Origin of the sequence: Acidovorax sp. JHL-9 (genome assembly GCF_000426205.1) — a bacterium.
Classification (GTDB): domain Bacteria; phylum Pseudomonadota; class Gammaproteobacteria; order Burkholderiales; family Burkholderiaceae_C; genus Acidovorax; species Acidovorax soli.
In genome coordinates this window covers 56669-70143 of the sequence record NZ_AUEX01000021.1, presented here as the reverse complement: position 1 = coordinate 70143, position 13475 = coordinate 56669, and the positions used below count along the sequence as shown (strand labels likewise).

The window sequence follows — 13475 nt, the reverse complement described above, 5'->3', positions numbered from 1 at the left end:
CGAAAAGCTGCCTGCCAGGAGTGGTAGTTCAGTTGGTTAGAATACCGGCCTGTCACGCCGGGGGTCGCGGGTTCGAGTCCCGTCCACTCCGCCAGATAAGAAACCGCTGCAGTCGCAAGGCCGCAGCGGTTTTTTTGTGCTTTCTGGCAAGAAAAATCCCGCAAGTTTTGCTTGCGGGATTTGTGCCGAATTGGCATTCGGCGCTTAGCTGATAAGCACCAATTGCTATTGAAACAGTAGCGAAATTTCTTCAGCGAGGTGCCAGGCGGATGGCGCCATCCAGGCGAATCACCTCGCCATTGAGCATGTCGTTTTCAAAGATGTGCTGCACCAGCTTGGCATAGTCCTGGGGTGTGCCCAGGCGGCTGGGGAAAGGCACGCCGGCCGCGAGCGCGTCCTGCACTTCCTGTGGCATGCCAAACAGCATGGGGGTGCCAAAGATGCCGGGGGCAATGGTCATGTTGCGGATGCCGTTGCGGGCCAGGTCGCGGGCGATGGGAAGGGTCATGCCGACCACGCCGCCCTTGGAGGCCGAATATGCTGCCTGGCCGATCTGGCCGTCATAGGCCGCCACGCTGGCGGTGGAAATCATCACACCGCGCTCGCCGGTGGCTTCGGGTTCATTCCTGCACATGGCTTCTGCCGCCAGGCGGATCATGTTGAAGCTGCCAATCAGGTTGACCGTGATGGTCTTGCTGAAAACAGCCAGGGCATGGGCGCCGTTCTTGCCGACGGTCTTTTCCGCGGGCGCGATGCCTGCGCAGTTCACCAAGCCCATCAGCTTGCCCAGGGACACGGCTTGGGCCACCACGGCCTGGCCATCGGCTTCGCTGCTGACGTCGCATTTCACGAAGGCGCCGCCAATTTCTCGGGCCACGGTTTCACCTTTTTCCGCCTGCATGTCGGCAATGACGACCTTGCCGCCTTGCGCTGCCAGCATGCGTGCCGTGCCTTCGCCCAGGCCCGACGCGCCGCCGGTCACGATGAATACCTTCCCTTTGATTTCCATGTTGTGTCTCCTGTAAGTGACGTTGACGTTCACGTCAATTATCACCCATGGACTGGCGCACTGACAGGCAAAAAAATGCCCGGACAGTGCCGGGCAAGTTCAGGCCGCCCCCTGGGCGGGGGGGCAGAGCGTGAATTTACGGAAAGCCCACCCGGTCCAGCATCTGCTGCACCTTGGTGACGTTGGCGCCCACCGCGCTGATTGGGATGGTTTCGCTCTTGAAGGGCTGGTCTTGCGCCATGGCCTTGAGCGCAGGATTGTCGATGTTCAGCCCCTTGACGGCGGGCCATTCATTGTTGCCATTGGCAAAATAATTTTGTGCTTCAGGGCTGGCCAGGTATTCCAGGAACTTGACGGCGTTGGCCTGGTTCTTGGCGTGGCGGGCAACGGCGCCACCGGCGATGTTCATGTGGGTGCCCCAGGACTGCTGGTTGGGAAAAACCACGCCCACCTTGTTGACCACGGCCACATCTTCGGGCTTGCCGGAGCGCATCATGCGCGCCAGGTAATAGCTGTTGGTGACGGCGATGTCGCATTCGCCCGCCGCAACGGCCTTGATCTGATCGGTGTCGCCGCCCTTGGGTGCACGGGCGAGGTTGGCCACCATGCCCTTGAGCCAGGCCTCGGCCTTCTGCTCGCCCAGGTGCTCGGTCACGGAGCCGAACAGGCTCAGGTTGTAGGGGTGCGATCCCGAACGAATGCACAGCTTGCCCTTGTTCTTGGGATCGGCGAGTTCTTCATAGGTGTCCACATCGCTTTTCTGCACCTTGGCCTTGTTGAACACGATCAGCCGCGCGCGGGTGGAGAGCCCAAACCAGGAAATACCGCCGTCCGCTGCTGGCTGGCCGCGCAGATTGGCGGGGATGGCGTCTTCCAGCACCTTGGAGCGGATGGGCTGGAACAGGCCGTCTGTCTCGCCCCGATAGAGCCGCGCAGCATCCACCAGCAGGATCACGTCGGCAGGGGAAGCCGTGCCTTCGGCCTTCAGCCGCGCCAGAATGCCCGCATCGTCCGCATCCACCCGGTTGATCTTGATGCCCGTGGCCTTGGTGAAGCCGGTGTACAGGGCTTCATCGGTGGAATAGTGGCGGGCCGAGTAGAGGTTGACCACCTGTTCCTGGGCGATGGCGGTTCCCGCTGCAGCAGCCAGGGCGCAGGCGGTGAGCAGGGCTTTGACAGTCTTCGACATGGGTTACATCTCTGGAGTTTGGAGTGGTGGGATGATAAGACAAACGCGAATTATTCGCAATAAATTTGCGTGGCGAGCCAGTGCGCAGAAAGAGCTAACGTGTCCTGGGTGCTCCGAGAATGGCGCGCGGGCCGGCTCGGCGGCATCGGGGAAAAAGGCCTGGCGCAGGCCAAGGAAAGACGGTGCACGGGGCCTCGGATTGTGTCCGCAAGTGCAGCAGATTCAGGCCTGGCCTGCCCGGAGGGACTCGAACCCCCGACCTATAGCTTAGAAGGCTATTGCTCTATCCAGTTGAGCTACGGGCAGATGGATGTGCTGGGCGCCTGGCTGGCGCCCCGGGTGCAGTGAGGCACTGACCCGAGGGGATGGATCATACCCGGCGCAGGAGCCGTGCTACTCGTCCATTTCTTCAAAAACCAGCGAGGGCACCGTCATGACGCGCGCCGTGCTGGCGAGGTCATCAATCAGGTGGTTGGCAAAGTAGCTGCTCTGGGTGTCGGGCTCCAGCGCCGCAACGGCCAGGTTGGCCAGGCCCTGGTTCAGCGGCACATAAAAGCTGCCGGCGGGTACGTCGATGGCGCGACGCACCGGCGTCACCTGGCTGCGGATGATGCTGGCGCCGCCTGCAACGGTGCCGCGCACGTCCGCGCGTTCGGTGGTGTCGCGTGCGGTTTCGGTGTAGGTATCCGCCAGCAACGCGCCGGGTTCGGCGATGCGCAGCACCTGTACCCCCAGCAGTTGCAGGCGCTCTACCGCCGTGGTGGCGCTGGGCGCCAGCCAGTAGCCGCAGGGCCGGGCGCGTGATTTCACCGTGCGCAGGGCGAGCGACGAATTCCAGTCCACCTTCAGTGTGCGGTCGGCGCCGGTCTCCGGGTCGAGCATGGTCAGCTCCCGCTGCATGGGTGTGGCCTGGGCTTCCACCACGACCTGGCCGTTGCAGGCCTTGGAGGCGATGTCGCGTGCCACAAAAGAGCGCACCTGTTCCAGATGGGTGGCGCGCTCGGCGGTGCTGCGCAGGGCGCTGGTGATGGCCGTGACCTGGGTGTGGACGCGGCGCTGGATGTGCATGCGCCCCAGGCCCACGCCACGGGTTTCCACCAGCAGGCTGACGGCATTTTTCAGGCCGTTCACGTTGCGTCCCGTGTCGGGCTGTGCACCGCCCATGGAGATGCGCCGGTCGTCCGGCCGGGTGGAGGTGGTGTAGTACCACTCGCTCGACAGGCCCTGCGACTGGAGCGCGCCGAGCATGGGCTGGTGGTACCACTCCTCGGAGGCCTTGGTGAGAAATTCGGGGTAGTTGGCCGTGGTGGTGTATTGCAGCAGGGCGTCGTAGCGCTGGATGGCGTTGAACTTCTGCAGATAGCGCCCGACCACGGTGAATTCGTGCGCATCCAGCACCAGGATGGGGCGGTAATCGCGCACCGCCCGCGCCAGTGCCTGGGCTTCGGGAGTGTTCAGGAGCAGGTGGTCGCGGTTCATGTCCACGCCATTGGCCGTGGTGCGCGTGCCGCGGGCGGCACCGTCGGGGTTGGCCCGGGGAATCACGACCACGTTGATGCGATCGAGCAGGGGTTCGAGCAGGCCCTGTGCGAGTTCTCTGGCAATCACCAGCAGGGCTTCGCTGCCCGCCGGTTCGTCACCGTGCTGCTGGCCGATGAGAACGACGGTGGAACGGCCATTGGCTTCCAGGCTGGCAATGTCCGTGCCCTTGGCACGGGTCAGGAGCAGGCCTTCGATGGGCTCGCCGTGCTGCGAGGTGCCCAGGCTGAGAACACGGGCCAGCGTGGCGCCCCGTGGCGCCGTGCCGGCCATGTCGCGCAGCCAGGCACCCAGTTCGGCGTTGGTGGTGAAGCTGCTCCGTTCTGCGGCGAGCCCAGGCGTGTGGTAGGAGGTGGGCGGGGCCGCAAACCGCGCAGCCACGGCCGGGCCATAGGGCGCGGCCGCCGCGGTGTCCGCAGCGGCGGGCGCAGGCGGGCTGGACGGCAATGGTGTGACCACCACGCTGTCGCGCGCCTGCCCCAGCGGCGCGGGCACCACGGTGCCGCGTTGCACGCGCGGCAGGGCCTCGGGGGCACGGGCTTGCGCTGCGACGGGCGTGCCGGGCCAGGGAGGCAGTGGCGTGCTGGCGCAGGCGGACAGCAGCAAGGCCACCAAGGCCAGGGAACTGCGCCACGGCGTGCGACGCGCCATCAGCGGTGTGGGCTGTGCTGCGCGGGAGCTGGCTGAAACAAAGAGAGTGGGGCGCTGGGTCATGGTGTGCCTTGCCTGGGAACCTGTCGAACCTGGCGCGATGTTAACTGCGTGCGCCCTGGCCGGTGTGTCAGTTGCCTCGGCGTCGAAAGTCTGCCGGAGGGGACGCGCACCGCCCTGGCGCCTGGGCCGGCAGGTGTCTGTTGCCGCCAGCACCCCCACTTGGGGCGTTACCGGGCTGGACCAGCCCGGGGCCTGCAGGCCCCGCTCCAGCGCGCCTTTCGCGCGGCCATGGAACGTGGTGGCGCAGAGCCGTCACGGTCTGCGCCATTCTGTGGGCCGCCAGGGCATTGGAGCCTGGCGCCCCATGCCGGCAAACGAGTTGCCTGTCTGGGGGGCTCTCAGCGGTTGAAAGAGCCGCGAGAACCGCCCGGTCCGCGGGATCCGTTGCCCCGGCCACCCGAGCCGCCGCCATAGCCGCCACCGCCCGAGTTGCCGCGGTATCCACCGCCACCGCGGCGACCGCCGCCTGCCATGCTGTCCACGCTGGTGCGCATCGGGTCGGGCTGGCCGCCAGCCGAATGCCCTGCGTTGCGATGGCCTGGGTTGCTGTGGCCCGAATGCGTGCCCAGGTGGGCATTGGCGCGGTGGGGCTGTGCGTCGTCGTAGCGGTTGCCGCCTTCATAGCCGCCACCGGCGGGGCGCGCACGGCCACGTCCTGGTGCCTGGGCACCCCCGCGTGCGCCGCCGCCCTGGCCACCACCACCGCGGCCGGAGCGGGGCGCATTGCCACCGCCATTGCCACCACCGCTGGCCTGGCGGGGGCCGCGGTCACCACCACCACCCTGGCCGGCCTTGTTGGTGCGGATGCGTTCCATCATCTCGCTGCGCGCCGCCTTGGCTGCCGCCTGCATGACCTCGCGGCTCGGCGGCTTGCCGGCGCCGCCCCAGATGGTCTGGCGGCCCATGGCGATGGGCTCGGCCTTTTCGCCGGGCTCGGGGCCGAAGCCTTCGATGACCTGCACCGGAATCTGCTGCTTGGTGAAGCGCTCGATGTCCATCATGAAGCCTTCTTCGTCCATGCAGACTAGGCTCACGGCTTCGCCGCTGTTGCCCGCGCGGCCGGTGCGGCCGATGCGGTGCACGTAGTCTTCCGACACGTTGGGGATTTCGTAGTTGACGACGTGGGGCAGCTCGTCGATGTCGATGCCGCGCGCCGCGATGTCGGTGGCCACCAGGGCGCGGATGTCACCGCTCTTGAAGCCGGCCAGGGCCTGCGTGCGGGCGCTCTGGCTCTTGTTGCCATGCAGGGCCATGGCGTTGACGCCATTCTTGGTCAGGAACTCGGCCACGTTGTTGGCGCCGAACTTGGTGCGTGTGAACACCAGCACCTGGCTCCAGTTGTGCTGCTGGATGATGTGCAGCAGCACCTGCTTTTTCTTGCCGCGGCCCACGGGGTGGATCACCTGCGTGATGCGCTGCACCGTGGTGTTGCTGGGCGTGACCTGGATGCTTTGCGGGCTCTTGAGCAGGGTGTTCGCCAGATCGCGGATCTCGTCGCTGAACGTGGCCGAGAACAGCAGGCTCTGCTTTTCGCGGGGCACCAGGGCCAGCACCTTCTTCACGTCGTGGATGAAGCCCATGTCCAGCATGCGGTCGGCTTCGTCGAGCACCAGCACCTGCACGGTGGACAGGTCCAGGAAGCCTTGCTGCTGCAGGTCGAGCAGGCGGCCGGGGGTGGCCACCAGGATGTCCACGCCGCGCTTGATGCGGTCGATCTGCGGGTTCATGCCCACGCCGCCAAAGACCACGGTGGAGTTGATGTCGAGGTATTTGCCGTATTCGCGGACCGACTCTTCCACCTGGGCTGCGAGTTCGCGGGTGGGGGTCAGCACCAGGGCGCGGATGCCCTTGCCGCCAAACTTGTTCTTGGGCGCTGCGCTTTGCGACAGGCGGTGCAGCATGGGCAGGGTGAACGCTGCGGTCTTGCCGGTGCCGGTCTGTGCGCCGGCCAGAAGGTCGTGGCCCGCCAGCACGGCCGGAATGGCCTGTGCCTGGATGGGCGTGGGGGTCTCGTAGCCCTGTTCGAGCACGGCCTTCAAAATGGCAGGAGCCAGGTTCAGTTCTTCAAATTTCATGTCAGTGAATGCGCCCGTCCGGGGCGCTGGGTATCGGCCTGTCGTGGCAACCGGTGGGTTGCCGAGCCAGTCTCAGGCAGATGAGGTTCAAGGGTGGGAGCCCGGAAGATGCTCTTCCTTCGTCCCCAGCAGACTGCTGATGTGGCGGGCAACTGGAGCCCGCAACGCCGTGTATTGTCGCATGGGCCGATAATCGCGGTTTGTACGCAGAATTTCTGCCCACTTTTGCAGGTTAGACAACGAATGGCCCAATACGTATTTTCCATGAACCGTGTCAGCAAGACCGTGCCGCCCAAGCGGCAGATCTTGAAGGACATCTCCCTGAGCTTCTTCCCCGGCGCCAAGATCGGCGTGCTGGGTGTCAACGGCTCCGGCAAGTCCACCTTGCTCAAGATCATGGCGGGTGTGGACAAGGAGATCGAAGGCGAAGCCATCGCCATGCCGGGCATCAAGATCGGCTATCTGCCCCAGGAGCCCCAGCTCAACCCGGAACACACGGTGCGTGAAAGCGTCGAGGAAGCCATGGGCGAGGTGTTTGCTGCCAAGGCCAAGCTCGAAGAGGTGTATGCAGCCTACGCCGAACCCGACGCCGATTTCGATGCGCTGGCCGCCGAGCAGGCCCGCCTGGAAGCCGTCATTGCCACCGCGGGCACCGACTCCGAGCACCAGCTGGAAATCGCCGCCGACGCCCTGCGGCTGCCATCCTGGGATGCAAAGGTCGGTGTGCTGTCGGGCGGCGAAAAGCGCCGCGTGGCGCTGTGCCGCCTGCTGCTGTCCAAGCCCGACATGCTGCTGCTCGACGAGCCCACCAACCACCTGGACGCCGAAAGCGTGGACTGGCTGGAGCAGTTCCTGCAGCGCTATCCCGGCACGGTGGTGGCCATCACCCATGACCGCTACTTCCTGGACAACGCGGCCGAGTGGATCCTGGAGCTCGACCGGGGCCAGGGCATTCCGTACAAGGGCAACTACAGCGACTGGCTGACCCAGAAGCAGGCGCGCCTGGAGTCCGAGCAAAAGGGCGAGGAATCGCGCGCCAAGGCCCTGAAGAAAGAGCTGGAATGGTCGCGCCAGAACCCCAAGGCCCGCCAGGCCAAGAGCAAGGCCCGCCTGGCGCGTTTCGAGGAGCTGTCCGATTTCGAATACCAGCGGCGCAACGAAACGAACGAGATCTTCATTCCCGTGGCCGACCGCCTGGGAACCCAGGTGATCGAGTTCAAGAACGTCACCAAGTCGTTCGGCGATCGCGTGCTCATCGACAACCTGAGCATGAACATTCCGGCCGGCGCCATCGTCGGCATCATCGGCCCGAACGGTGCCGGTAAATCGACCCTGTTCAAGCTGATTGCCGGCCGCGAGCAGCCCGACAGCGGCGAAGTCGTGATCGGCTCCACCGTGAAGATGGCCTTTGTGGACCAGCACCGCGATGCGCTGGCGAACGACAAGACGGTCTGGGAAGACATCTCCGGCGGCCTGGACATGATCAACATCGGCAAGTTCACCATGGCCAGCCGGGCCTATGCGGGGCGCTTCAACTTCAACGGCGGCGACCAGCAAAAGAAGGTGGGCATGCTCTCGGGCGGCGAACGCGGACGCCTGCACCTGGCCAAGACACTGATCTCCGGTGGCAACGTGCTGCTGCTCGACGAGCCCTCCAACGACCTGGACGTGGAAACCTTGCGTGCGCTGGAAGACGCTTTGCTCGAATACGCGGGCACAGTGTTGGTAATCAGCCACGATCGCTGGTTCCTGGACCGCATCGCCACCCACATTCTGGCCGCCGAGGGGGACAGCCAATGGACCTTCTTTGATGGCAACTACCAGGAGTACGAGGCCGACAAGAAGCGGCGTCTGGGTGAAGAGGGCGCGAAGCCCAAGCGCATGCGTTTCAAGGCGCTGAAGTAAAAGGAAGGCTTCCAGTCAAGTAGCATTGCAACTGGAAGCTTTTCTTTCATTTCCCCACCATGTTCCCAACAGCGTCCCGATCGAGAACGGTATTTCGCGCCTGTGTTGTCAATGCAGTGCGCGGGGGCGAAGCCCTCATGGGGCAGCTGGTGCGGGCCACCAAGAGCGCGTTGGCAGGCGAGGAATCGTCCACCCACGATATCCAGCGGCGCTCTGTGGTGGAAGATGCCCTGCGGTCGCTGACGCAGCACGAGCCCTCGCTGGCCAAGGCGTATCCGATGGCCCTGCTGGAAATCTTCGCCGAAGGGCCTTCCGGAACGGGCGCGCACGCAGCCGATGACTCGGGCATGGATTTCGGTGAGCTTTCGCTCATGGACGAAACCGAGGTGCAGGACCAGGTGGAGCTGTCGCGGGCCCAGCAACTGGTCGTGCATGCCACCGATGCCGTGCTCGCGGAACTCAACACCCTGGTCAGCTCCACCCAGGGCTTGCGCAGCGTTCAACCCGAGCGCAACCCCCTGCGCCCGGAAAACTACATCCGCGCACTGCAAAGGGTGGTGGCCGAGACCGGGGTGGCCCCGCCAGTGCGGCAGCTGTGGATGCAGCACATGCGCGAAGTTCTGGGCCGGTTGCTGGTAACCGAGTACAAGAGCGCCTGCGCCAGTCTGCGGGAGCATGGCATCGAACCGGTGGGATATGCCGTTCTCGGCGTGTCCGCCGGTGGTGCCGGACGCAGCAGATACGGTACGCCCCACCAGAGCACGGGGTATGGCGGGGGCTATTCGACCGGTTATGACCGATATTCCATGGGCGGGCCCGTGAGCGGGTACGGCATGCCGACAGCCCATGGCGTGGATGCCGCGACCGGGTGGCAAGGCGATTCGTTGCCGGCGCCCATTTCCTCTGCGGCCGAGGAAGCGTTGCTGACGGTAGGCATCCTGCGCCAGATGCTGGCCGGCGGTGGCGACCCCTATGCCTTTGATGCGCGTGCCTATGCGGGTGGGGATTCGCAGCCCGCCAGTGTGCACTCTGCATGGTCCGACCCTCCGGGCGCCAGTGCGCAGGCAGGGCTGGCGGGCCAGGCGGGCGGATTTTTCCCGACGGGTGCCGTGGCGGAGGCCATGCAGGATATGGCACAGCTCGAACGTCTGGTGGGGCGCCTGTCGGGCAACCCTGCAGCAGGCGGTTCTGGTCGGTTGGGGACTGTTGCGCTTCCCTATGTCCCTCCCGCCGATGGACAGGCGTATTCGTCGGCGGCTGCCACGGAAGTGGTGGGCCGCATGATGGAAAACATTGCGCAGGACGCCCGCCTGCTTGCGCCTGTCCAGAGTGCCGTCCAAAGCCTGGAGCCGGCGATCAAGAAGCTGGTGCAGCATGACGGACACTTTTTCACCGATGAAGCGCATCCGGCGCGGCGCCTGCTGGACGAGCTGACCCAGCGCAGCCGCACTTTCACCACCGAGCGCGCGCCAGGTTTCAGCCAGTTCATGCGCTTGCTGAACCAGGCGGTCGAGCATCTGGCTGTCACGGATATCCAGGACGCAGGGCCTTTTGACACCGTGCTCAGGGCCTTGCATGCGGTCTGGGACACCCAGGAGGAAAAGGTCAGGACCCAGCAGGAGGCCCAGGAAAAAATCCTGCTGCAGGCCGAACAGCGTGAGATGCTGGCCGGGAAAATTGCGGCGGATATCCGCAAGCTGCCAGACCTGGACCAGGTGCCCGCTGACATCCTGGACTTTGTCACTGGCCCGTGGGCCGATGTGGTGGCGCTGGCCCAGGTAACGCAGCCAGAGGGACTGAACGCTTCCGAAGGGGATCCTGGCGGGTATCTGGCCCTGGTGCCCCTGCTGCTGTGGAGCGTGCAGCCCGCATTGACGCGTGCCGAACCTGACCGCCTCACCAAGGCCATGCCCGGCATCCTGGCCACGGTGCGCGCAGGCCTGAAGACGATAGAGCATTCCCCGACCCGCACCAGCAGCTTCTTGCAGCGGCTCGTGGGCCTGCACCAGGAGGCTTTCGACAAGCCGGCCCCTGTGGCTGCGGTTGCCGAACCTGAACCTGCATTGCCCATTGCCGAGCCGGCCGGCGAGGTGCCCGTGGTGGCTGCTTCGGAAACGGAGGCACCAGAGAGCACCACGGCAGCGCTGGCAGACGACAAGCTCTACCCCGAGTTGGTGGTCGGTGTCTGGGTCGAGCTGATCACCAACCGCCGTGCCGTGCGCACCCAGCTGACCTGGGCCAACCCCCATGGAACCCTGTTCCTGTTCACCGCGGCCGACGGCAGCACCCAGTCCATGACGCGGCGCATGCGCAACAAGCTTGCCTCCGAGGGGGCCCTGCGCGTGGTGCCCGATGCAGCGCCGGCCACGGCCCGCACCCCCGATACCAAGGCGGCGCCGCTGCCATCGCAAAAGCCTGCCCACCCCGGTAGAACCCGCTGACGAGGCGGGCACCGGGGGGGCCGGGCGTGTGTCCCTCCAGCCGCTCAGGTGCGCAAGATCTTTTTGCGCACCAGATGGATGTGGTTGCGCAGCGCATACAGCTCGTCGGCATACGACAGCGGCACGCTCACTTTCTCGGCCTGGGCCTCCAGCGTGTCCAGCGCCGCCAGCAGGTCTTGCGGCAAGGCCTTGCCCGATTCGTGATCGTTTTCGATTTCACGCAGACGCCCATACCAGCGGAACACCCGGGAGCGCACCCGGAACTGGTAGATCGGCGGCACCACCCGCGACAGCGGCAGCATCACGGCCAGCAAGATGCCCAGCACCAGCCACATGCGCTCGACCAGGTTGGCGATCCAGAACGGCAGGTAGCGTTGCAGCAGGGGCACCGGCTCGTTGATGGCGCGCTCGCCTTCCTTGGCAATGGGCAGCTCGCTGTGCCGGGTGCTGGGAAACTCGCGCGCCCGGTTGAACCAGCCTGCACCCCCATGCAGCGCCTGCGCATTCTGGGCAAACAGCGTCAACAGCGCGGGGTGGGTGCCCTCGCGGGCCAGCAGCGAGGTGGTGGAGGCCACCAGCCGCACATCGTGCGCGGGCACGTTGCCGGCCAGGTCCACCACCCCGCGCGGCAGCGTCACGGGGGTGAGGAAGGGAAACTTGCGGCCATAGGCCTCGTGCTGCGCGAAATCCATGAGGTGCACGCCCGGGGTCTGCAGCAGCATCTGCACCATGAGGGATTCGGGCGCCGAGGCAAACACCAGCGCGTCCAGCTTGCCCGCCAGAAAGGCCATCGTGGCGGGCGTCTGCTCCAGCCGCGACAGCTTCACCTGCCCTTTCTCCACCCGGTTCGCATCGAGCAAGCGGTCCATCAGGGTGGGCACGCCGCTGCCTTCCGAGCCCACGTTCACGCGCAGGCCGCGCAACTGGCGCAGGCTGTCAAGGCGTCCGCCAGCCGCCACTTTCAGGGCCGCATCGGTGCGATAGAAAAGCCACACCGGCTCGACAAACAGGCTGCCCAGCGACACCAGCTGATCGGGGTCGTCTGGCTGCAGCTCTGCCGTGCCGCCCTGTACAAAGGCCACGTCGGCCTTGCCCTCGCGCAGCAACTGCAGGTTGGCCAACGAGCCCTCGCTGGGCAGCAGCACCACCTCGATGCCGTCGGCGGCCAGCGCTTTCTGGTAGCGCTTGCCAAACTCCTCGTAGGCGCTTTGCGCGGGGCCGGTGGCCAGCGTGACCTGGTTGGGCGGGTTGGGGTTCAGCCACCAGTAGGCGGCCGCCACCAGCCCCAGGGCCAGAAAGGCCAGCGGGCCGGCAGAGACGATGAGGTCGCGCAGGGTGAGAAGGGTGTTGCGAAAAGCCTGGGGCATGGGTTGCGGGGTCATTTGCGCCGGGGGCGCGGGTTAGGGTGATGCTGAATAAGTCCGCGCGATGGTGCGCGCCCTGGTTTGGGATGGGCTGCAAGGCGCAAAGCGCAGCAATAGCCAACGCTATTGCGAGCATTTGCAACGCCGCAGACTGCCCAAAGCAGGGATGCGCGGCACGCGGGGGACTTGTTCAGCATTGCCTTAGGCCAGATCTGCGCAGCAGGGCAGGTGCAGGCCGTCGGAAGTGGTGAGGGCCTGTGCGGCGCGCACCGCACGGGCGGTGGCGATGGCCGTGACCTCTGCGGCCAGGGTGGCCAGCACCAGCATGCCAGGATTTTTGCCTGCCAGCCCGGTGCCCAGGGTGAACAGCGTGTCGCCGTCCGACAGGGTATGCACCGGGTTGATGCTGCGCGCCAGCCCGTCGTGGGCGGCCACTGCCAGGCGGTGGGCCTGCACCTTGCTGATGGCGGCGTCGGTGGCCACCACGCCGATGGTGGTGTTGGTGCCGGCCAGCAAGGGCTGGGGCCGCTCGCCGCGCAGCAGGGCGCGGCGGGTGTCAAGCAGGCGCAGGCCGTCTTCGGTGCGCGCGCCGGCAATCACCTGGGCGGTGTCGGGGTCGAGCACATCGCCCACGGCGTTGCAGGCGATGAGCGCCCCCACGGTGACGCCGCCCACGGTGATCGAAGCGGTGCCCACGCCGCCCTTCATGGCCCGCTGCATGCCAAAAACCTTGCCGACGGCGGCACCGGTGCCGGCGCCCACGTTGCCTTCGGCGGGGTCATCGCGCGACGCGGCGGCGCAGGCGGCGTAGCCCGCGGCGGCGTCAGGGCGGATGTGCATGTCGCCCACCAGCAGGTCGAACAGCACGGCGGCGGGCACGATGGGCAGGCGGCCCACGGCCACGTCGAACCCCACACCGTGTTCCTCCAGCCAGCGCACCGCGCCGGTGGCGGCTTCCAGCCCCCAGGCGCTGCCGCCGGCGAGCACGATGGCGTGCACTTGTTCGACCAGATTGCAGGGGGCCAGCAGGTCGGTCTCACGCGTGCCCGGTGCCGCGCCGCGCACATCGACACCGCCTACCGCACCCTCGCGCGCCATGACCACGGTGCAGCCGGTGGGGCGGCGCGTATCGGTGAAGTGGCCCACCTCGATGCCGGCCACGCGGGTGATGCTGCCAGCATCGCTGGCGGGAATGGGTGCGATCATGGCCGGGATTATGGTGCCCTGCGGCGCCACGGC

At 66.1% G+C, this 13475-nt stretch carries 8 protein-coding genes and 2 tRNA genes; 3 read left to right on the top strand and 7 right to left on the bottom strand.

Translation table 11 applies throughout. The features are described from left to right. Positions 1-17: 17 nt before the first annotated feature. Positions 18-94 (top strand) — tRNA-Asp (locus K225_RS0113975). Positions 95-250: 156 nt separating this feature from the next. Here the strand turns inward: K225_RS0113975 and K225_RS0113970 are convergent. The 5 genes from K225_RS0113970 to K225_RS0113950 form a co-directional block, all read right to left on the bottom strand. Beyond that, positions 251-1009 (bottom strand): 3-hydroxyacyl-CoA dehydrogenase, encoded by a 759-nt coding sequence (locus K225_RS0113970; RefSeq protein WP_026436999.1) that lies wholly within the window; start codon positions 1007-1009, stop codon positions 251-253. 136 nt (positions 1010-1145) lie between these two features. Continuing rightward, positions 1146-2198: a Fe(3+) ABC transporter substrate-binding protein gene (locus K225_RS0113965; protein ID WP_026436998.1), complete on the bottom strand. Its 1053-nt coding sequence runs from the start codon at positions 2196-2198 to the stop codon at positions 1146-1148. Between the two features lie 229 nt (positions 2199-2427). Next, positions 2428-2504, bottom strand: a tRNA-Arg gene (locus K225_RS0113960). An 87-nt stretch (positions 2505-2591) separates the two neighbouring features. Then, a complete protein-coding gene (locus K225_RS0113955; protein ID WP_026436997.1) occupies positions 2592-4451 on the bottom strand; it encodes a M14 family metallopeptidase in 1860 nt (619 codons plus the stop codon). 338 nt (positions 4452-4789) lie between these two features. Then, entirely contained in the window at positions 4790-6526 is a 1737-nt protein-coding gene (locus K225_RS0113950; RefSeq protein WP_026436996.1) for a DEAD/DEAH box helicase, read from the bottom strand. A gap of 243 nt (positions 6527-6769) precedes the next feature. Between K225_RS0113950 and ettA the strand changes: the two genes are divergently transcribed. Beyond that, the gene (ettA, locus tag K225_RS0113945; protein WP_026436995.1) at positions 6770-8431 is read left to right on the top strand and encodes an energy-dependent translational throttle protein EttA; all 1662 of its coding nucleotides are present in this window, start codon (positions 6770-6772) and stop codon (positions 8429-8431) included. A 59-nt stretch (positions 8432-8490) separates the two neighbouring features. Continuing rightward, a complete protein-coding gene (locus K225_RS0113940; protein WP_026436994.1) occupies positions 8491-10872 on the top strand; it encodes a DUF1631 family protein in 2382 nt (793 codons plus the stop codon). Positions 10873-10916: 44 nt separating this feature from the next. On the opposite strand, the gene K225_RS0113935 is transcribed toward K225_RS0113940, so the two are convergent. Next, positions 10917-12239 carry a TAXI family TRAP transporter solute-binding subunit gene (locus K225_RS0113935; protein WP_026436993.1) on the bottom strand — a complete coding sequence of 441 codons (1323 nt, stop codon included), beginning with the start codon at positions 12237-12239 and terminating at the stop codon, positions 10917-10919. A 198-nt stretch (positions 12240-12437) separates the two neighbouring features. After that, entirely contained in the window at positions 12438-13442 is a 1005-nt protein-coding gene (locus K225_RS0113930; RefSeq protein WP_026436992.1) for a P1 family peptidase, read from the bottom strand. Between the last annotated feature and the right edge of the window lie 33 nt (positions 13443-13475).